The following is a 19,376-nucleotide window of genomic DNA, read 5'->3' as shown; positions in this document are numbered from 1 at the left end:
GTTAAAAAGAACCTGTATTTGTGGTAATAGCAGCTTTTAGTAAACTAATCGGGTGCTATTCTGTTACCTGAGCCGATGTTTTGCCGAATCTACGCTCCCGGTTTTGATAGTCAATGATCGCTTCGTAAAGGTTTGCTTTTCTGAAATCGGGCCAGCGCACCTCGGTGAAGTGGAGTTCGGCATAAGCCAACTGGTACAATAAGAAATTGCTGATCCGGTATTCGCCGCCGGTACGGATCATCAGTTCCGGGTCGGGAAATCCGTAGGTGCAAAGATGTTGCTGCAGGGTATCCTGGGTGATATTTTCCAGCTTCAGCCCGCCGCGGCTTACTTCCCCCGCTATTTCCTTTACCGCATTAAGGAGCTCCCAGCGACCACTGTAGCTTAATGCCATTACCAGGTTCAGCCCCCTGTTTCCTGCGGTCATCTCTAACGCCTCATTTAGCTCCTGGCGGGCGTAATCCGGCAGCATGCTCATATCACCGATCACTTGCAGGCGGATGTTGTTTTTATGCAGTACTTCTGCTTCTTTCCGGATGGTAGCCACCAGCAATTCCATCAGCCCTGTTACCTCGTATTGGGGCCGGTCCCAGTTTTCTGTGCTAAAGGCATAAAGAGTGAGGTAGCCAATGCCCAGTTCCGCGCACCCTTCCACAATATCCCGCACACTCTCGACCCCATGATAATGCCCAAACAGGCGATCCTGCCCCTGCTCCTGCGCCCACCGCCCGTTCCCATCCATTATAATAGCTATATGACGGGGCAGGCGGTCCTTATCTATTTTGTCTGCTAAATCTGACATACTGGATGCAAAGTAAATTTAAAATGTAGAATAATAAACGAAAAATGTAGAAGTTAAAAGCGGGATCCGTCTGTTAGCAGCAACTTTTAACTTTTACATTCAATATTTTACATTTTAAATTTTTATATCAGATTGCTTGCTGCCAGGTATTCCGCTACCTGTACAGCGTTCGTTGCGGCACCCTTACGTAAATTATCGCTCACCACCCACAGATTGAGGGTTTTGGGTTGCGATTCGTCCCGGCGGATACGCCCCACGAACACTTCATCCTTTTCATGCGCATCCTTAGGCATGGGGTACTGTTGGCTGGCCAGGTCATCTACCACTACTACCCCAGGGGCTGTTTCCAGTAAATTGCGCACATCGGCAAGGTCAAATTCATTTTCAAATTCGATATTTACCGCTTCGCTGTGGCCGCCCATTACCGGTATACGAACGGTGGTTGCCGTTACCCGGATGGAATCATCGCGCATGATCTTTTTGGTTTCATTAACCATTTTCATCTCTTCCTTGGTATAGCCGTTGTCCACAAACACATCTATTTGCGGGATCACATTCAAATCGATGGGATATTTATACGCCATTTCGTAATCCCCTGTTGCGCCGGCCACTTCCTGCTGCCGTTCTCCTTTTAGCTGGCTCACCGCCTTTACGCCGGTACCGGTAACACTCTGGTAAGTAGAAACCACAATGCGTTTTGCATTATAGGCTTTATGCAGCGGCGCCAGGGCCACCACCATTTGAATAGTAGAGCAATTGGGGTTGGCAATTATTTTATCATTGCTGGTCAATATATCAGCATTGATCTCCGGAACCACCAATGGTACTTTAGGGTCCATCCGCCATGCGGAAGAGTTGTCAATAACCGTTATGCCGGCTGCTGCAAATTTCGGAGCCCACTCGGCAGAAGTGCTGCCGCCTGCTGAAAACAGCGCCACATCCGGCTTGGCAGCAATGGCGTCTTCCATACTTACGACTTTATATTGTTTGCCTTTAAATGCTACTTCCTTACCCACACTTTTTGCTGAAGCAACGGGAACTAATTCAGATACAGGAAAATTTCTTTCTGCCAAAACCTGCAACATTTTGGTGCCCACCAAACCTGTGGCACCCACAACGGCTACTTTCATTGTTGTTTTACGCGTTTTATGTTAAAAAAAAGCCTTCCGGATTTACGGAAGGCCTGTTAAAATTTATGTTGACCACACAAACACCACGACCTTCCACTAGGGACACTTTTTTGTAGTTTTTGTATGTTTCATCTTAATTGCCATCAGAACAAAAATAGACAGAGAATAATTATTCTCCAAAAAAACCTGAACACCGGTGCCGTTTTGGAAACCGCACCGGTATTCAAAACGCTACAGAGAAAGCTCTGTTTCAAAATGGGTCAATTCTTTAAAAAGCCGGATCCGGTCGTTCAGTTCCTCTTTTGTAAGCTCCCTGAGCCTGGTATTGCCAAACTTTTCAACGCAGAAGCTGGCCAGGGCAGAGCCCGCAATGATCGCCTTTTTCATGTTCTGGAAACTGATATCATTGGTTTTAGCCAGATAGCCGATAAAACCACCGGCGAAAGTATCGCCAGCGCCGGTGGGGTCAAATACATCTTCGAGCGGAAAAGCCGGGGCAAAAAAGACCTTTTCTTCATAAAACAACAAAGCGCCGTTTTCTCCTTTTTTGATAATCAAATACTTAGGGCCCATTTCCCGGATCTTTTTGGCCGCTTTTATAAGCGAATGCTGCTGCGTTAACTGCCGGGCTTCAGAATCATTTACCATCAGCAGATCCACTTTTTTTAGTACCACTTCCAGGTCGGGCAGGGCGGTTTCCATCCAAAAGTTCATTGTATCCAGCACCACCAGTTTTGGCTTTTGTTTCAATTGCTCAATAACGCTGATCTGTATTTTTGGCATCAGGTTGCCCAGCATCAGGAATTCGGCGCCCTGGTAGCTGTCCGGCACCTTCGGATCAAAATCGGCCAGCACATTCAGATCGGTAACCAGGGTATCTCTTGAATTCATGTCCTCATGATAGCGCCCGCTCCAGAAGAACGATTTTTTATCGGCCACCTTTTCAACCCCTTCCAACTGCACTCCTCTTTCCTCAAGCGATCCCAATTCCTCTTCCGGAAAATCATAGCCAATAATGGAAAGCTGCTGAACGGGTTTTACAAAGTAGCTCGCTGCATAAGCCGCGTATAGTGCCGAGCCACCTACAATTTTGTTCGTTTTCCCAAAGGGCGTTTCAATGGCGTCAAAAGCCATCGTTCCAACTGTTATTACTGACATGAAATTTGTTTTTTGTTAAAAATACGGCGGCAAAGGTAGCCGAAACCTGTATATTTTGATGCTGATATATCATTAAAAAACCATAGTTTTGAAACATGGCTACCACAACTCGCAAACGTTCGTCAAAGAAAGAAGAAATTTTGAAAACTGCGGCCCGCATGTTCCGCGAAAAAGGTTATACCGGAACGTCTATGCGCGACCTGGCGGAAAAAATCGGTATTGAGGCGGCCAGTCTTTATAACCATATACAATCAAAGGGAGAGATCCTTGATGAGATCGTTTTTTCGATAGCCCGGGATTGCCAGGAGCAACTGGAAAATATGAACGCATCGGAGACGGCCCTGCAACGGATAGAATCACTGATCCGTTTTCATACCAAAATGATGATCGACCATTTTGAGTCTTACTCTGTGATGGTAAGCGAATGGATTCACCTGGAAGAGGATAAATTAAGCGAGTTTGTCAGTGATCGCCGCCGTTATGTAAAAAAGATTGAAACCATTGTTCAGGAAGGGATCGATAATAAAGAATTCAAACCGGTTTCTCCTTATGTAGTGGTATTGAACATTCTTTCTTCCGTACGGGGGTTGGAATTCTGGCAAAAAAGCGCCAAAACCCATACTGCAGAAGAAATAGAGGAGAATATGGTGAAGCACCTGATAGGTGGCCTGAAATTATAAAGATACAGACCTCCCGATCAACCCTTAAGGCCATTAAGGGAAGGGGTTAATGAACCTTAACCTCTTAGTGGTTTTGTTAGATCTATGTAAGTCCATTTCCCCCTGACAATAATTTTCTTGGCAACGATATTTGATATTCATAAGGAATTCTTTAAACTCCTGGGATATTCCATGAGTTATATAGAATTTTTTGGTGTGCTTACCGGCCTGGCCGCTACCTGGCTTTCTGCAAAGGCCCGGATCAGCAGTTGGCCCATGGGTATCGTCAATGTGACGCTTTCCTTTATTCTTTACTACCAGGTACAATTGTACCCCGATATGCTGCTGCAGGTATTTTTCTTTATTACCAATGTGGTGGGCTGGTGGCGATGGTCGCACCCCAGGGAAGGCGAAGCTGATACAAAAAAAGAACTGAAGGTAAGCTATATGAACCGGCGCGACCGGATCCTTACCGTCTCCGCTACCCTGGCGGGTACTTTGCTGCTGGGCAATTTTGCCGCGCGTTTACATGAATGGCTCCCCGGGTTGTTCTCTGCGCCCAGCGCATATCCCTTTGTTGATTCCTTTATTATGGTTTTGAGTATTCTTGCCACTTTTTATATGATCCAGAAAAAGATAGAATGCTGGGTCATCTGGCTGTTGGTTGACCTGGTAGCTGCGGTTCTATACTACGTCAAGGGTATCAAATTCTACAGTTTGGAGTATTTTATTTTTAGCGGAATTGTTGCCTTCGGCCTGTTGCATTGGATAAAGGAGTATAGAAGTTATCGCTCACCGTTTTCAATTCAGCAGGGCGATTAAAAAGCATCCCAGGCCGGCGGGGCAGTGAACGGCAAGCCAAAGGCAATATCTTCCTGCCTTTCCAACAATGCAGTTCATAAACACCGGATTGTCAAAAATATTTGTCACACTACTGTAAGTTGGCGTATTTATTGTTACTTTTAGTAATAAAAACATTAATATGAAAAAGATAGTTATTGGCGCTTCTATTGTTCTTCTGGCGGTAGCCTGTTCGCCAAAGGCATCTCCTTCCGCTACGGCGGCTACCATACCCGAGGCCAGTGCCATAAGCAGTGACGCGACCACTGTTAGCGCGGGGCAAACGATCTTCACCACAAAATGTACCAAATGCCATAAGGCTAAAACAGAGGTTGTGGCATCTAAATCTTACGAAGATCTGCGACCCATATTAGCCGCAATGGTTAAAAAAGCGAAGCTATCTAACGATGAAATACAGCAGGTCTCTTCGTATGTTTATGCCAATTCAAAAAAATAACCATTCTTTCTAAAATGATTTACCTCCTTTAACGGGAGGTTTTTTATTTTTGCCTACCCTTAAATTTTCTCCAAAATATGAAGAGACTTTTATTACTGTGTGTGTTGTGTACCGGAATCGCGGTTATTTACAGTTGTTCACATAAAGCGGCCCCCACCATTCCCAGCCGGCCGGTTGAAGCGGTCACGGGCAATAAACCAGATACCGCTGATTTTGCGTCGAGCAACCCACTGGTGGCCGGTAAGGCTATTTTTGAAGTAAAATGCACCAAATGCCATCAGAAGAAAAATACCGGCGACTGGACGGAGGAAGAATGGAAACCTATTCTGAATTCAATGGTTAAAAAAGCCAAACTGAACGACCTCCAGGTTTCGCAGGTGACACAATATGTGAACGCCAACGCGAAAAAATCGTAGTTTTTACTTTACAAGTATCGATCGAAAGGCGGCCGAATCTCCATTAAAGACATTAAAATCAACAGCAGTAGCAATGCCGTTTACCCGACCGGCATTGTTATGCTGCCAGATTAGCCAATCACGTTTGATCTTCGGTTTTCTTTTTTCGAAATAGTGCGCCACCCATAAGGGATAGGCATCAAAATCTTTTCCAAGATATTTTTCGTAAAATTCGGGATTGGTATAAAGTATTGGTCTGATCTTATAGTGCTGTTCCACCAATTGCAGCCATATTTTAACCCCGGCGCGTATCTGACCCGCTGCGAGGTTATTGGCTTGTTCCACATCCAGCACCGGCGGAAGGTCGCCGCGGGATAAAGTCACATTCTTAATAAAGTTCACCGCCTGCTTCCGCGCATCTTTTGACGGAATAAAATAATGATACGGGCCGCGGATCATCCTGGCCTGGCGTGCGCGGCTCCAGTTTTTTTTAAACTGTTCGTCCGAATCCTCTTCCCCCTCTGTGGCTTTTATAAAGGCAAAACCGATTTTTAAACTATCGACGCGCATTGCTTTTACTTCGGTCCAAAGAATGGTTTGCTGATAACGTGATACGTCAATACCATGTATGGGATAGTCTACCGGGATATCGATACCAAACTGGGGGTAGCGCTTTACTTCCACATCAAATCTGCGGGACCAGTCCAGCATAAAAAAGACTCCCAGCAACAATGCCAGCGCAAACAGCGCTAACAACAACCGCCATTGGTCGGGAGATAGCCCTTTTTTGCGTTTTCTTCTTTTTCTTTTGGTTGCCATAAAAATGCCAGACTTCAATTATTAAGTCTGGCAAAAATATCTGTTTCGTGTCCAGTGCGCGCTATCTCCTGTTAAATTTTGTCTTAAAAACGCTTTTCCTGTTTTCAATGTCATCCAACGCTGCTTCCACAACGGGAAGCCGGGTTATTTTTACAAGGCCTTCGGTTCCGGTTTCATAATCAAATGCAGAGCTGTAAATAAAATCGGCCGGATAACGGACGATGCGTTGCTGAACAGGGATGGTATGAATGAGGCTCAGGTGCTCGGCAATACTTTCGGGACGGTTTAAATCAAGGACCTGCATTTCTTTCACCTGTTTCCATATTGCCAGTTTCTTAAATGTTTTAAACAGGCCTGTATTTTTTCGAAAATGTTCAATAAGCCATTCCTGTCGTTCCAAAGGCTCGTCGCCAACAGCTTCCATCACTTTTTCGGTAGTAAATTCTTTAAAACTCTCCCGCAGTTCCCCGAAGGAACTATTTTTTTGCGTTTTGCAAATCATATAGAGTTTGTTGGGCATCAGGCACCAACCATAAACAATAAGCCCTTTACTATTGATATAATAATTAAGAGAATGCACAGCGATCTGTTTATACACCGGCCTGATAAAAATATCGATCAGATCTGCTGTTTCAAGTGTAAGAGAATAACACCCATGCTCATCCATTGCTATAACCCGCTCATTATTCATGATAATTGCCGTCTTAACATCATAAAAACTCGTCCTATTCGTTTTAAGAAATATTTATTAAACGTTAGTCGTTTTTTACACGGCAAAACTTGTTCCAATTATGCTAAAATGGGGCGTTTTTTTCCCACTTAGGTGCAGGAAGGGCGTCTTTAGCATCTATTCTGCTAAAAATCAATGTGTAAGAACTCTGGGTGTTTACTATTTATTTTAGTTTTTGCTTAAGATTTTAAGCCGCGCGTAGTTGAGCAGAATTTTCTTTTCGCCGTTGCTGTCAAATTTAATTACAGCCATTTTATTATGTTGGTTCCCTTCCAGTTTCAGCACTTCGCCAAAACCGAATTTCTGGTGCTCCACCCGTTGGCCTACGGCGATATCGCTACTATCGCTGGCCTGAAAATCGACCGAAGGCTTGTGCTCCACTACTTTTTTTGCTTCGGGTTTGGAGCCCAGGTACTCCGGTACGGTTTTTTTTGATGGAGCAGGACCAAATTTTGTGGCAGCATCGAAACGACTACTGCCCCATCCGCCGCTCATGCGTTCATAAGCAGCGCCGGTATTTCCATAGCCAAATGAGCTCTGCCTGGTGCCGCCACCGGAATAGCTATTGTCGATATATTCCGGGGGCAGCTCACTGATAAACCGGCTGGGATCGTTTTGCACCAGCGATCCGAATTTGTAGCGCGTATTGGCATAAGAGATCCATAGTTTTTCCTTGGCCCTTGTTACTACCACATAGAACAAACGACGTTCTTCCTCCAGTTCCTCCCTGGTGTTAATGCTCATGGCATTAGGAAACAACATTTCCTCCAGACCTGCGGCAAATACACAGGCAAACTCAAGCCCTTTGGCTGCGTGAATGGTCATCAGTTTTACCGTATCCGCGTCAGGATCCTTATTATCTGAATCTGTCAATAGGGTGATCTGCTGCAGATAGGCGCCCAGGCTTTTATCTACTACTTCCCCTTCGTCGTTGTCCGGGCTTTCGACCCATTCTTTGATTGAATTGAGCAGCTCCTGGATATTTTCATAGCGTTGCAACCCCTCGGTGCTTTTATCATTGAACAGTTCTTTTACCAGGTTCGTTTGCTTGCCTACATGAAAAGCCACGTCGTAGGCATTGTGCTGTTTCAGCATACTGGCACAACTTCTGATCAGGATCACGAAATCCTGAATGATACCCAATGTGCCGGACCGGAAGCCAAACTGATCTGCTTTTTCCAGTACTTCCCACATGGTAATATTATGGGTATTGGCGGCCAGCAATATTTTGTCGATCGTTGTTTTGCCGATACCGCGCACCGGATAGTTGATGATACGTTTTAACGCTTCTTCATCACGCGGGTTTACGATCAGCCGCAGATACCCCACCAGGTCTTTGATCTCTTTGCGCTGGTAAAAACTAATACCTCCGTACATAGTGTAAGCAATCCCCATGCGCCTTAAGGATTCCTCGAAGGCGCGGCTTTGTGCATTCGTGCGATAAAGAATGGCAAAATCCTTGTTGGAGAAATGGTTCCGCAGCTTCTGCTCCTGGATCGTATCTGCCACAAATTTTCCCTCATCGTTATCTGTCATCGTTTGCACGATCCTTATCTTCTCCCCGCCCTGATTCTCGGTAAACAGCACTTTTGGGATTTGCGCTTTGTTGTTCCGTATCACTTCGTTGGCAACATGTATGATATTTTGGGTACTGCGGTAATTCTGTTCCAGTTTTACCACTTTTACCTCATCATAATCTTTCTGAAACTGCAGGATATTCTGAATAGTAGCGCCGCGAAAGCTGTAAATGCTTTGCGCATCATCCCCCACCACGCACACATTCTCGTTCATGGCCCCTAACAATTTTACAATCTCATATTGTGCGGGGTTGGTATCCTGGTACTCATCAATCATAATATACCGGAACTTGTGCTGGTATTTGCTTAGTACGTCCGGAAAGGTTTTCAGCAATTCATAGAACTTCAGCAACAGGTCATCAAAATCCATCGCCCCGTTTTTGAAGCAGCGTTTGCAATACGCATCATATATTTTGGCAATGGCCGGGCGGTTGGCCCGCATATCTTCCTGCTGCAGGTAATAGTCGTTCACATAATCCAGGGGTGTAACCAGGGCATTCTTTGCCGAAGAGATCCGATTATATATAGTGGCGGGCTTATACAGTTTGTCATCCAGTTGCATTTCATTAATAACGGTTTTTACCACGCTTTTGGCATCGTCCGTGTCATAAATGGTAAAACTATTGGGATACCCGATGCGATGCGCCTCTGCGCGCAACACTCTTGCAAATACACTGTGAAAGGTTCCGATATAAAGATTCCGCGCATCATTGTTGCCAAGGATGCGTTCCACCCGCTCCTTCATCTCGCGTGCGGCTTTATTGGTAAAGGTCAGCGCCAGGATGTGAAAGGCATCCACCCCTTTTGCCATTAAATGGGCAATGCGGGTGGTGAGTACTTTTGTTTTTCCGCTGCCCGCACCGGCTATAATCATCAACGGGCCATCCGTGTACAGTACGGCCTCTTTCTGTCGTTCATTCAATCCAGCTAAATAATCCTGCATGGGCGCAAGGTACGTCAGAGAATTGAGAATTTGAGTTGCAGGTTCCAGGTTTATGGTTACAGGAAACGGCAGAATACTTAACGCAAAATGCTGAATGCAACACGCAGTGCTATAGCTGATAGCCAGTAAAGGCATTGCGCGTTAGGCGTTTAGCATTAAGCATACCTTTATTTCTCTTTAGCTAACAATGCATTCACTTTTTCCCAGAGTTCCGGTATGCGTTTAACCCAAACCAATTCCTTTCGTTTTTCCTGCGCCGGAATAGCGGGACTGCCAAAATATACCTGGTTACCTTTTAATGATGAAGGCACTCCGCTTTGGGCAAACACCACGGCTCCTTTACCAACGGTAAGGGTTTTGCTCACGCCCACCTGGCCCCAGAGGATCACTTCATCTTCAATAACCGTAGCCCCGGCAATACCTACCTGCGACGCAAAAAGACAATTTTTACCTACCAGCGTATCGTGCCCGATGTGTACCTGGTTATCCATTTTTGTTCCGGCACCTATACGCGTAACACCCGTTACCCCGCGATCTATCGTACAGCCGGCTCCTATTTCCACCCCTCCTTCTATTTCTACCGTACCGCAACTCGTCATTCGCTTATAGTGTATGGGGCGGTTTGCTTTTTTATTATAATAAAACGCATTGCTTCCGATAACGGTTCCGCTTTGTATCACCACATCATCGCCAATACTACAATCATCCAGTATGGTAACATTAGGATAAATGATGCAGTTTTTTCCAACCGTCACGTGGTTGCCCAAATACACGTTGGGCATGATCACCGACCCTGTTCCCACCTGCGCGCTTTCAGCCCGCAGTTCCATAGAAGGGCGAAAGGGATAGTAGGTTTCCACGATCTTCAAATAGGCCTCAAAAGGTTCTTCAACAATTAACAACGCCTTACCTTCGGGGATCGCCTGTTCCGCATTTATAATGATGAAGCTTGCAGCAGAATTTATTGCAGTCGCATAGTATTTCGGATGATCAACAAACACCAGGTCTCCTTCGGCTACCTGGTGTATTTCATTAATACCTTTTGCCGCAGCCTTTTCATTGCCGGTTATTTTCGCATCTATCAATGCTGCTATTTCCGATAAGGGCACAGGATTTTTAAATCGCATATCTTTTTTTTCAAAGTTAGGTAAGTGTTTGTTGAAGCGTGCATCCCCGCCTGTTTTCCTGTTTTTTACTAGAAAGAAGATGCGGATTTAAAAAAAATTTTAAGCACATTGATAAATAAAAACAACCGGCCTTCAAATCATTACTTGTATGCACTCGCAAATCAACAACAGCTCATCAAAGAAAAACCAATCGGCTGAAACGCTTCATTCATCAATACTTCAGCTACTACAGCTATCAACAGCCCTGTGGCTGCCCTTACAAATACAACACTACTTCTTTACAACATCTGTCTTTCTCGGGTCATACATATCCACACCAGCACTTAATAATGTGAATAAAATTTATGAGAAATAATTTTTATTACGACAAAATAATAATTAATATTGTGGTGGGAATTTACCTTCCCATACTTACTAACCCATCTTTATAAAATAATCCCTTCTCTTTCGGAGGGATTTTTTTATGTCCTGTCAATTTCCCGCGCAGGTTTTATTTTTTTAAAACAGCTTCGCGAATAGTTATCTTTACAAAAATCACAGTATGTTTAAATCAATGACGGGCTTTGGCCGCGCCGAAAAAACGATTGGCAAAAAGACCTTTATGGTCGACATCAAATCATTAAACGGTAAACAATTTGATCTGTCATTGAGGTTGCCTGCTCTTTTAAAACCATTCGAATTCAATATCCGCAAAACGATGTCTGAAGGGCTCAGCCGGGGGAGTGTGGAGTGCAGCGTCAGCTTAAAAGATACGGGGGACGCCAAACCGGTAGCGATCAATACTGATCTGGCCAGGGCTTATTATCATTCCTTGTTTGACCTTTCCAAAGAACTGGGCATCGACACTTCTAATATTCTTAATGTTCTTATTAAACTGCCTGAAGTAATAACCCCGAGCAGTGAATCCTTATCTGAAGACGACGCCGCTGCCTTCAATCAGCTTCTTAAAGAAGCTATTGCCGATCTGAACGCACACCGCGTCAGCGAAGGAAAGATCCTGGAAACAGAACTTACGGACCGCATCCGGAATATTGCCACGTTACAAAAAGATATCGCGCTCCTGGATCCCGCACGCAAGGACATGATCCGGGAAGGCATTGTTAAACTGCTTGATGAAAAAGTAGGTAAAGATAATTTTGATGCCAACCGGCTGGAGCAGGAATTAATTTATTATATTGAAAAAATCGATATAACCGAAGAAATGGTGCGACTGAAAAACCATTGCGATTATTTTATGGAGATCGTCAATGAACCTTCCGACATCAAAGGGAAAAAATTGTCTTTTATATTACAGGAAGTGGGCAGGGAAATAAATACTACCGGGTCCAAAGCCTATAACTCCAGTATCCAGAAACTGGTGGTTATGATGAAAGACGAATTAGAGAAAGCGAAAGAGCAGGTATTGAACGTACTTTAGCACCGGCTTTTAGCTAGATTTGTAAAAAATGTACCTGGATGCGCAGCCTTGTTTACTTACTGGTCTTTTTTATTATTTGCGGGCTTTTTTCCTGTGGACAGGTGGTGGTGAACGAGCGGATAGCCGATATACCGGCTCATAAATGGCAACAGCAACGTGCGGCCATCGTAGACCTGGATGTAAAAGAAACAGCTCCTTACCAACTCTATTTTATTTTCAGGCATACGGAGCAATACCCATACAATAATATAGTAGCAAAAGTTACGATAAAAGACACGTTGAACAAGGTAGTTACGGCCCTCACGGTGAATGCCCCCCTTACCGCTTCTTCAGGAAAATGGGAGGGCAACGCGGTGGATGACCTGTATGATCATTTCATAAAACTGAACACGATCGTTCCTTTAAGAAAAGGCCGGTATCATTTTATAATCACCCAACTGATGAAGGACGACCCGTTGCCCTTTGTATTAAATGCCGGTATCGCGATTGAAAAACAACAATAATGGAACAGCGACTTAAAAAGAACCGGGGAAAAACAAGGTTCATCTTTTACCTGCTGGTCGTTTACATCCTGGCCGCCCTGGTATGGCTGTTTATTCTGCTGGAAATACAGAACCGCGAATTACACAAGGCCAGGATCGAACATCTGAACACCGCTATCACCGATGCCTCCTCACCTGCCTATCAAATACGACGGGCGAAGATCGAAGCAGATTATGAGCGCAGCCATGTTAAGTATGCGGGGGAAGGGATCGTTTTTCTGGGTTTAATATTATGGGGGGCGCTCTTTGTGTATCGTTATATTACGCAGCAATCCAGGCTGCAGCAGCAGCAGCAGAATTTTACTATGGCCGTAACCCATGAATTAAAAACACCCATCGCTGTGGCCAAACTAAACCTTGAAACGCTTTTAAAACGTAATCTTGATGAGGAACGCCGTCGTAAACTCATCGCAATGACGCTGGAAGAAACGGCCCGGCTTAACTTTCTTACCAATAATATTCTCATATCTTCCCAGTTGGAAGATCATGACCATAAAATAAATAAAGAAGAGCTGAATTTTTCGGGATTGGTGGCCGACCGGGTGGCCGAATTTGTACAACGCTTTCCGGACCGCCATTTTGAAGCTGCTATCCAACCCGAAGTGGATATTTTGGGCGATGCGCTTTTACTGCAGATACTGGTTAATAATCTTATAGAAAATGCGGTAAAATACTGCCCCAAAGAGAGCCGGATCCTGATACAGTTAGACAAACAGCCGCCATCAATCATTATGGCCGTTGCCGATGAAGGGCCCGGTATACCTGATGAGGAGAAAAAGAAGATTTTTACAAAATTTTACCGGATCGGTAATGAAGCCACCCGGAAAAAACAAGGTACAGGTCTGGGTTTGTATCTATGCAGCAAAATAGCAAAGGATCACAATGCAGACATTTCAGTGACAAATCATGAACCTAACGGGAGTAATTTTGCCGTCAGATTTCCTATTAGTAGTTAGATAAAAGAATTTAAGAACATGAATGGCGATAAAGCAGCTACTATCTTGTTGGTAGAAGATGAAGAGAATTTGCACGAGGCGTTAAAACTAAACCTTGAACTGGAGAATTATGCCGTAACATCGGCTTTTGACGGTGTGCAGGCGCTGGATGCAATAAAGAATGAATACTTTAATTTAGTGATCCTCGACATTATGCTTCCGGAGATGGACGGCATTGCCGTGGCAGAAACCATCCGGCTAACCAATACGGAGCTGCCTATTCTGATGTTGAGCGCAAAGAATACCAGTAACGATAAAGTGTTAGGCTTAAAGAAAGGTGCGGATGATTATCTGACCAAACCCTTTAACCTGGAAGAGTTGTTATTAAGGATCCAAAAACTCATCAACAAAAATCAACGCCTGCAGGAACGAAGCACGGTTGGTAACTCCTATACCTTCGGCGATAACATTATCGACTTTAAGGCGCAGGAAGCCGTTACCAAATACGCAGGAAAAATACAGCTCAGCAAAAAAGAAGCCATGCTGCTGAAGCTGCTTATTGAAAACAAGAATGAAGTGGTACCCCGCGAAAAAATATTGCAATCGGTGTGGGGCTACAATGTTTATCCCACCACGCGCACCATCGACAACTTTATTCTCAACTTCAGGAAATATTTTGAAAAAGACAGCCGCAACCCCGAGTTCTTCCACTCTGTAAGGGGTGTTGGATATAAGTACACAGAATAATTCCGGCCACGAATGCACTCAGATAGACTTAGGCAACGACTGCACTAATAAAACAACTACGCTATCTGCAAAACGATGAACACGAATCTGCCTTCGACGCATGGCATTCGTGTTTATTTACTTTGAAGACGACGCAACAGCTAATTCATTCGTGCCTGCCCGTCCGTTCAGGCGGGTATTGGTGGCAGTTTTAGATTTATGCTTTCGCCTTGATGAACGGCGCCCTTTTCATTGCAGAATCAGCTACATTTGCAATCATTCATAACGAAAAATAATTCAAAATGAAGCATTGCCGGTTGTATATACCTTTGCTTGCGCTATTCCTGATCCCATACCTTGCTACTGCACAGTATAAAAGCAACCTGTCTGCAAAAAAGTGGGTAGACAGCGTTTATAAAAGTCTGAGTAAAGACCAGCGTATTGCACAACTGATCATTGTAAGGGCCCATTCAAACCTGGGGCCCGACCATATTGCAAAAGTCACTGACGACGTCAAAAAATATAATGTAGGCGCGCTTTGCTTTTTCCAGGGCGGTCCCATCCGCCAGGCCAACCTTACCAACTATTACCAGTCTCTGGCAAAAACGCCACTGATGATCACCATTGACGGTGAGTACGGTTTGGGTATGCGCCTGGATAGTGTAATTAAATTTCCTTATCAGATGACGCTGGGCGCAATGGGTGATACTTCCCTGGTATTTGAAATGGGACGTGCGGTGGGCCTTCAGCACAAACGCCTGGGCGTGCAAGTGAATTACGCTCCTGACGTTGACATCAACAATAACCCCAATAATCCGGTTATCGGTTTTCGCTCTTTTGGAGAAGATAAATATAAAGTGGCGGCAATGGGCATCGCCTATATGAAAGGCATGCAGGACGCAGGGATCATGGCCTGCGCCAAACACTTTCCCGGGCACGGCGACGTAGCGGTAGACTCGCATCTGGATCTGCCGGTGATCAATAAAACATTGGATCAGTTGCAGGAACTGGAGCTTTATCCCTTTAAACAACTCATTAAAGCCGGTGTGCAAAGCGTAATGGTCGGGCACCTTTTTGTTCCATCCATCGACAATACACCGCACCATGCAACTTCTATTTCAAAGAATGCTGTAACCGGCTTGCTAAAAAACACCCTCGGCTTTAACGGGCTGGTATTTACTGATGCACTCGAAATGAAAGGCGTGGCAAAATATTTCCCCGGGAATACCATTGCCGTTGAGTCGTTGATAGCAGGCAACGATATGCTTTGCCTCCCCGAAAGTGTGGCCGGAACCATTAGCGCTGTTAATGACGCCATTAAAAAACGCAGGTTGCGCCGGAAGGATATCGAAGCCAAAGTCAAAAAGGTATTACTGGCCAAATATAATCTTGGCTTAAACCAATGGCAGCCGGTCTCCATAGAAAACCTCACCAATGAATTAAACAGCAGTACCAATAGCATCCGTCAAAAAGTTGCAGAAAAAGCATTGACCGTTGTTAATTTGATCAACCCCGATGGGTTCCGAAACGATTTTTTCTCGCTGCCTTTAAAAGGTAAAAAGATCGCTTATGTAGCGTTTACCAATAATGAAAAAACGGTGCTGGCAAATCGTTTGCAAAGCGATCTGAATGCCGACATATACTATATTCATTACAATGATTCGCCTGGTAAAGGAGGTTCGGTCGTGAAAAATATTATTGAAGGAAAATACGATGCGGTTATCCTCGGTTTTCATGACGTCAATCTCAGAAAAGGAGCCAACAATTACGGGATTTCTCAAAATGCGCTTCAGAACTGGCAGGTATTGAATAAGGAAAACGCAGTCACCATGGTATTTGGCAACCCCCTATCCTTAAGCAATTTCTGCACGGCAAAATCGCTGGTGGGTGCCTATGAAGATGACGCTATTTTTCAAAACACCGCCGCAGACTGGCTGGAATCGAAATTTGTGGCTACCGGAACACTGCCCGTTTCCGTTTGCAACTGGAAATACGGCACCGGCATGGTGCTGAAAAATACAGCAACCGGGGGCATGCGTCCGATCGATGACGCTCGCTTTGCGCCTATAGATTCCATCGCCGAAGCCGGTATCCAACAAAAAGCCTACCCGGGTTGTGTGGTATTGGCCGCCAAAGACGGCAAAATTGTTTTTCATAAGGCCTTTGGCAATTATGAATATGATAGCACCCACCCAATGCAGCTCAACAGTATTTTTGACCTGGCCTCCGTTACAAAAGTTTCCGCTACTACGGTTTCTGTAATGAAATTGTACGAAGAAGGCAAAATAGATCTTAAAAAACGGCTGGAAGATTATCTTCCCTGGACCAAAAAAACCAACAAAGCCAAACTAACCCTGGAGGATATCATCCTGCACCAGGCGGGGATGGTTCCTTTCATCGCTTTTTATAAAAAAACACTGAATGCCGATGGGTCGGTAAGAAGCGACCTGTACCGTTCCGTTCGCTCAGAAGGATTTACCACGCAGGTGGCACGGAATCTTTATTTAAGAGATGATTATAAGGATACCATCTGGAGGGAAATACTGGAGAGCCCGGTTATTCCCCCCGGGCAAAAATATATTTACAGTGATAATGATTTTTGGTTCCTGGGCAAGATTGTGGAAGCCGTTACCAAAATGCCGCTGGAAACCTATGTGCAAAAAACCTTTTACCAACCGATGCACATGACCACTACCGGGTTTCACCCCTTAGAGCGTTTTCCATTGGAAGCGATTGTACCTACAGAAAAGGAAACGCATTTCCGCAACCAGCTCATACAAGGCACGGTGCATGACGAAGGATCTGCCTTGGGGGGCGGTGTCGCCGGTCATGCCGGTCTGTTTTCCGACGCCTATGATCTCGGCAAATTATACCAGATGCTGTTAAACGGCGGCGAGCTGAACGGTCATAGGTTCTTAAAAAGAGAAACTATACAATATTTTTCGGCCTATCATAGTTCTATCAGCCGCAGAGGTTATGGTTTCGATAAGCCAGAAAAGGACAATGCCACCAGCAGCGACCCCTATCCCAGTAAATACGCCTCGCCACAGGCCTATGGTCATACCGGATTTACCGGCACCTGCGTTTGGGTAGATCCCAAATATAACATAGTGTATATTTTCTTGTCGAACCGGGTATATCCAACCCGGGAAAATCCGCGGCTCAGCAGTTTAAGTATCCGGCGAAGCATACTCGATGCCATTTATAAGGCCGTTGTTCCCAATTTATAGAGGGCTTTTGATCACTTTGGTATACTCTTTGCGTGCTATAGTGCGTTTAAATCCTAGTATCAATGAAAAAAATAATATTTCTTGCAGTCATTGCATTTGCCTGTGGGACTGCAACTGCGCAAAGCAATTACCGGCAGGCAATTGGTATCCGTTTCAGTTCCAATGTTTATTATGACGCTGCCGCTGTGTCCTATAAGTTTTTTGTTTCAAACCCGGGTGCCATCGAATTGAACTTGGGGGTGGGTGATCGCCGTTATTGGGATAACAACGATTACCGGCATGCGCGGGGCGTAAATTTTGCAGGTACTTATCAGCATCATTTCCAAATTAAACCGGTTCCGGGATTGAAATGGTTCGTTGGCGGCGGGTTGGTATTATTTAATACCAGCGCCAATGCGCCTGACTACGATGGATTTGGAGCGGGTATTTACCCAACCGGAGGCATTGATTATAAATTTGCCAGAATACCATTGAATTTGTCTGCGGATGTGCGGCCCATTATTCACATCACAGCGCCAAGCGCCTTCGAAACAGTGTATCCCACAGTGGGCATTGCAGCACGGTACGCTTTTTAAACGTTCGTTATTAAATAGTCTGAAAGGGGTTGCTTTTGCAGCCCCTTTTTTAATTACGCCCCAACCTTTATTTTTGGGGCTTCGTGGAACCAGCAATTTCTAAAATACCTGATGGCATTGCAGACCGGTTTTTGAAATCGGGCACATGCGTTATTATTCCAACCTATAATAATGCGTCCAGCATTGAACAGGTCGTCAGGGACGTGTTGCGCTATACGCAACAGATCATTATTGTAAATGATGGTTCAACAGACATAACGCCGGAAATCTTAAAAAACTTTCCGCAACTGACTGTACTATCCTACAACCCCAATAAGGGCAAAGGCATGGCCCTCAGAACCGGTTTTAACAAGGCAATAGCATTGGGTTATAACTATGCCATCACCATTGATTCAGACGGGCAGCATTTTGCAAAAGACCTGCCTTTATTTCTTGACAAACTGGAAACGGAAGGCCCGGCCCTGATCATGGGAAGCCGCAATATGGCCGGCACCGCTCATGTGCCAGGCAAAAGCAGTTTCGGGCATAAGTTCTCCAATTTTTGGTACAAGGTAGAAACAGGTATCGATTGCCCGGATACACAGACCGGCTACCGGCTATACCCCCTCAAACCCATTGGCGACCTGCGGCTGTTTACACGCAAATATGAATTGGAGATAGAGGTGATCGTGCGACTGGCCTGGGGGGGCGTAAAAGTTTCCTCGGTTCCGATTTCCGTATATTACCCGCCAAAAGAAGAGCGCATTACGCATTTCAGACCATTCAAGGATTTTAGCCGGATCAGCGTGCTAAACACTATTCTGGTGCTCATTGCTTTTTTATATATCAAGCCCCGGGATTTTTTCCGGCGCTTTACAAGGAAAAACTGGAAGCAGGAATTGAAGCGCCTGCTCCTCAACCCCAATGAATCTATAACTACAAAAGCAAATTCTATCGCTTTTGGGGGCTTTATGGGCATTATACCCATTTGGGGGTTCCAGTTGCTGGTGGGCATTGCTCTGGCTCATCTGATGAAATTAAACAAAACGCTGGTGGTAACGGCCGCTCATATCAGCATTCCGCCACTGATCCCTTTCGTTGTTTTTTTGAGTTACAAAATGGGAAAACCTTTTATGGGCGCCAGGGCGGTAGACATATCCTTCAACAAACAATTGACGCTTAAATACATTGGCGAGAACCTGGAACAATATCTTTATGGAAGTGTTACCCTGGCTGTTGTTGTGGGTATCCTTTTCTGGGTGGTCACCTTTTTCTTTTTAGAATTTAAACGAAGTAATAAACGAATACCGGCAAACGGAAAAGCTGAATAATCGC

General features: G+C 44.9%; 18 protein-coding genes. 11 read left to right on the top strand and 7 right to left on the bottom strand.

Translation table 11 applies throughout. The features are described from left to right. Positions 1-55: 55 nt before the first annotated feature. The 3 genes from NIASO_RS16745 to NIASO_RS16735 all read right to left on the bottom strand — a co-directional run bounded on the left by NIASO_RS16745 (position 56) and on the right by NIASO_RS16735 (position 3,090). Entirely contained in the window at positions 56-802 is a 747-nt protein-coding gene (locus NIASO_RS16745) for an isoprenyl transferase (RefSeq protein ID WP_008587864.1), read from the bottom strand. A 122-nt stretch (positions 803-924) separates the two neighbouring features. Beyond that, positions 925-1,932 (bottom strand): aspartate-semialdehyde dehydrogenase, encoded by a 1,008-nt coding sequence (locus NIASO_RS16740; protein WP_008587862.1) that lies wholly within the window; start codon positions 1,930-1,932, stop codon positions 925-927. A 231-nt stretch (positions 1,933-2,163) separates the two neighbouring features. Continuing rightward, positions 2,164-3,090, bottom strand: coding sequence for a PfkB family carbohydrate kinase (locus NIASO_RS16735; protein WP_025299082.1), 927 nt, complete (start codon positions 3,088-3,090; stop codon positions 2,164-2,166). A 95-nt stretch (positions 3,091-3,185) separates the two neighbouring features. On the opposite strand from NIASO_RS16735, the gene NIASO_RS16730 reads away from it, so the two are divergent. From NIASO_RS16730 to NIASO_RS16715, 4 genes are all read left to right on the top strand, one after another. Continuing rightward, on the top strand, positions 3,186-3,770 hold the full coding sequence (locus NIASO_RS16730) for a TetR/AcrR family transcriptional regulator (RefSeq protein WP_008587858.1): 585 nt from the start codon (positions 3,186-3,188) through the stop codon (positions 3,768-3,770). A 171-nt stretch (positions 3,771-3,941) separates the two neighbouring features. Continuing rightward, entirely contained in the window at positions 3,942-4,571 is a 630-nt protein-coding gene (gene pnuC / locus NIASO_RS16725) for a nicotinamide riboside transporter PnuC (protein ID WP_008587857.1), read from the top strand. Positions 4,572-4,731: 160 nt separating this feature from the next. After that, positions 4,732-5,046 carry a c-type cytochrome gene (locus NIASO_RS16720; RefSeq protein ID WP_008587855.1) on the top strand — a complete coding sequence of 105 codons (315 nt, stop codon included), beginning with the start codon at positions 4,732-4,734 and terminating at the stop codon, positions 5,044-5,046. 77 nt (positions 5,047-5,123) lie between these two features. Then, positions 5,124-5,462 (top strand): hypothetical protein, encoded by a 339-nt coding sequence (locus tag NIASO_RS16715; protein WP_008587853.1) that lies wholly within the window; start codon positions 5,124-5,126, stop codon positions 5,460-5,462. Positions 5,463-5,465: 3 nt separating this feature from the next. On the opposite strand, the gene NIASO_RS16710 is transcribed toward NIASO_RS16715, so the two are convergent. The 4 genes from NIASO_RS16710 to NIASO_RS16695 all read right to left on the bottom strand — a co-directional run bounded on the left by NIASO_RS16710 (position 5,466) and on the right by NIASO_RS16695 (position 10,637). Then, entirely contained in the window at positions 5,466-6,260 is a 795-nt protein-coding gene (locus tag NIASO_RS16710) for a glycoside hydrolase family 25 protein (protein WP_008587851.1), read from the bottom strand. 61 nt (positions 6,261-6,321) lie between these two features. Further along, the gene (locus NIASO_RS16705) at positions 6,322-6,951 is read right to left on the bottom strand and encodes a hypothetical protein (protein WP_008587849.1); all 630 of its coding nucleotides are present in this window, start codon (positions 6,949-6,951) and stop codon (positions 6,322-6,324) included. Between the two features lie 207 nt (positions 6,952-7,158). After that, positions 7,159-9,510, bottom strand: a complete 2,352-nt coding sequence (locus NIASO_RS16700) for an ATP-dependent helicase (RefSeq protein WP_025299080.1) — start codon at positions 9,508-9,510, stop codon at positions 7,159-7,161. A 167-nt stretch (positions 9,511-9,677) separates the two neighbouring features. After that, positions 9,678-10,637, bottom strand: coding sequence for a UDP-3-O-(3-hydroxymyristoyl)glucosamine N-acyltransferase (locus NIASO_RS16695; RefSeq protein ID WP_008587845.1), 960 nt, complete (start codon positions 10,635-10,637; stop codon positions 9,678-9,680). Between the two features lie 541 nt (positions 10,638-11,178). On the opposite strand from NIASO_RS16695, the gene NIASO_RS16690 reads away from it, so the two are divergent. The 7 genes from NIASO_RS16690 to NIASO_RS16660 all read left to right on the top strand — a co-directional run bounded on the left by NIASO_RS16690 (position 11,179) and on the right by NIASO_RS16660 (position 19,372). Next, the gene (locus NIASO_RS16690) at positions 11,179-12,054 is read left to right on the top strand and encodes a YicC/YloC family endoribonuclease (protein ID WP_008587844.1); all 876 of its coding nucleotides are present in this window, start codon (positions 11,179-11,181) and stop codon (positions 12,052-12,054) included. A 38-nt stretch (positions 12,055-12,092) separates the two neighbouring features. Beyond that, a complete protein-coding gene (locus tag NIASO_RS16685) occupies positions 12,093-12,557 on the top strand; it encodes a gliding motility lipoprotein GldH (protein WP_008587842.1) in 465 nt (154 codons plus the stop codon). Then, the gene (locus NIASO_RS16680; protein WP_008587840.1) at positions 12,557-13,552 is read left to right on the top strand and encodes a sensor histidine kinase; all 996 of its coding nucleotides are present in this window, start codon (positions 12,557-12,559) and stop codon (positions 13,550-13,552) included. The genes NIASO_RS16685 and NIASO_RS16680 overlap by 1 nt, the downstream gene beginning before the upstream one ends. Positions 13,553-13,570: 18 nt before the next feature. Further along, positions 13,571-14,278 carry a response regulator transcription factor gene (locus NIASO_RS16675; RefSeq protein WP_008587837.1) on the top strand — a complete coding sequence of 236 codons (708 nt, stop codon included), beginning with the start codon at positions 13,571-13,573 and terminating at the stop codon, positions 14,276-14,278. 281 nt (positions 14,279-14,559) lie between these two features. Beyond that, entirely contained in the window at positions 14,560-17,487 is a 2,928-nt protein-coding gene (locus NIASO_RS16670) for a glycoside hydrolase family 3 N-terminal domain-containing protein (RefSeq protein ID WP_008587834.1), read from the top strand. A gap of 62 nt (positions 17,488-17,549) precedes the next feature. Continuing rightward, positions 17,550-18,062 carry a hypothetical protein gene (locus tag NIASO_RS16665; protein WP_008587832.1) on the top strand — a complete coding sequence of 171 codons (513 nt, stop codon included), beginning with the start codon at positions 17,550-17,552 and terminating at the stop codon, positions 18,060-18,062. Between the two features lie 83 nt (positions 18,063-18,145). Then, on the top strand, positions 18,146-19,372 hold the full coding sequence (locus tag NIASO_RS16660; RefSeq protein WP_008587830.1) for a DUF2062 domain-containing protein: 1,227 nt from the start codon (positions 18,146-18,148) through the stop codon (positions 19,370-19,372). Positions 19,373-19,376 lie beyond the last annotated feature (4 nt).

Source organism: Niabella soli DSM 19437 (assembly GCF_000243115.2).
Classification (GTDB): domain Bacteria; phylum Bacteroidota; class Bacteroidia; order Chitinophagales; family Chitinophagaceae; genus Niabella; species Niabella soli.
This window is presented reverse-complemented; position numbering and strand designations above follow the sequence as displayed.

What these genes read in the sequence shown, in the direction of transcription:
- NIASO_RS16745 (WP_008587864.1), bottom strand. Translation starts at nt 802, where the DNA reads ATGTCAGATTTAGCAGACAAAATAGATAAGGACCGCCTGCCCCGTCAT.
- NIASO_RS16740 (WP_008587862.1), bottom strand. Translation starts at nt 1,932, where the DNA reads ATGAAAGTAGCCGTTGTGGGTGCCACAGGTTTGGTGGGCACCAAAATG.
- NIASO_RS16735 (WP_025299082.1), bottom strand. Translation starts at nt 3,090, where the DNA reads ATGTCAGTAATAACAGTTGGAACGATGGCTTTTGACGCCATTGAAACG.
- NIASO_RS16730 (WP_008587858.1), top strand. Translation starts at nt 3,186, where the DNA reads ATGGCTACCACAACTCGCAAACGTTCGTCAAAGAAAGAAGAAATTTTG.
- pnuC (WP_008587857.1), top strand. Translation starts at nt 3,942, where the DNA reads ATGAGTTATATAGAATTTTTTGGTGTGCTTACCGGCCTGGCCGCTACC.
- NIASO_RS16720 (WP_008587855.1), top strand. Translation starts at nt 4,732, where the DNA reads ATGAAAAAGATAGTTATTGGCGCTTCTATTGTTCTTCTGGCGGTAGCC.
- NIASO_RS16715 (WP_008587853.1), top strand. Translation starts at nt 5,124, where the DNA reads ATGAAGAGACTTTTATTACTGTGTGTGTTGTGTACCGGAATCGCGGTT.
- NIASO_RS16710 (WP_008587851.1), bottom strand. Translation starts at nt 6,260, where the DNA reads ATGGCAACCAAAAGAAAAAGAAGAAAACGCAAAAAAGGGCTATCTCCC.
- NIASO_RS16705 (WP_008587849.1), bottom strand. Translation starts at nt 6,951, where the DNA reads ATGAATAATGAGCGGGTTATAGCAATGGATGAGCATGGGTGTTATTCT.
- NIASO_RS16700 (WP_025299080.1), bottom strand. Translation starts at nt 9,510, where the DNA reads ATGCAGGATTATTTAGCTGGATTGAATGAACGACAGAAAGAGGCCGTA.
- NIASO_RS16695 (WP_008587845.1), bottom strand. Translation starts at nt 10,637, where the DNA reads ATGCGATTTAAAAATCCTGTGCCCTTATCGGAAATAGCAGCATTGATA.
- NIASO_RS16690 (WP_008587844.1), top strand. Translation starts at nt 11,179, where the DNA reads ATGTTTAAATCAATGACGGGCTTTGGCCGCGCCGAAAAAACGATTGGC.
- NIASO_RS16685 (WP_008587842.1), top strand. Translation starts at nt 12,093, where the DNA reads ATGCGCAGCCTTGTTTACTTACTGGTCTTTTTTATTATTTGCGGGCTT.
- NIASO_RS16680 (WP_008587840.1), top strand. Translation starts at nt 12,557, where the DNA reads ATGGAACAGCGACTTAAAAAGAACCGGGGAAAAACAAGGTTCATCTTT.
- NIASO_RS16675 (WP_008587837.1), top strand. Translation starts at nt 13,571, where the DNA reads ATGAATGGCGATAAAGCAGCTACTATCTTGTTGGTAGAAGATGAAGAG.
- NIASO_RS16670 (WP_008587834.1), top strand. Translation starts at nt 14,560, where the DNA reads ATGAAGCATTGCCGGTTGTATATACCTTTGCTTGCGCTATTCCTGATC.
- NIASO_RS16665 (WP_008587832.1), top strand. Translation starts at nt 17,550, where the DNA reads ATGAAAAAAATAATATTTCTTGCAGTCATTGCATTTGCCTGTGGGACT.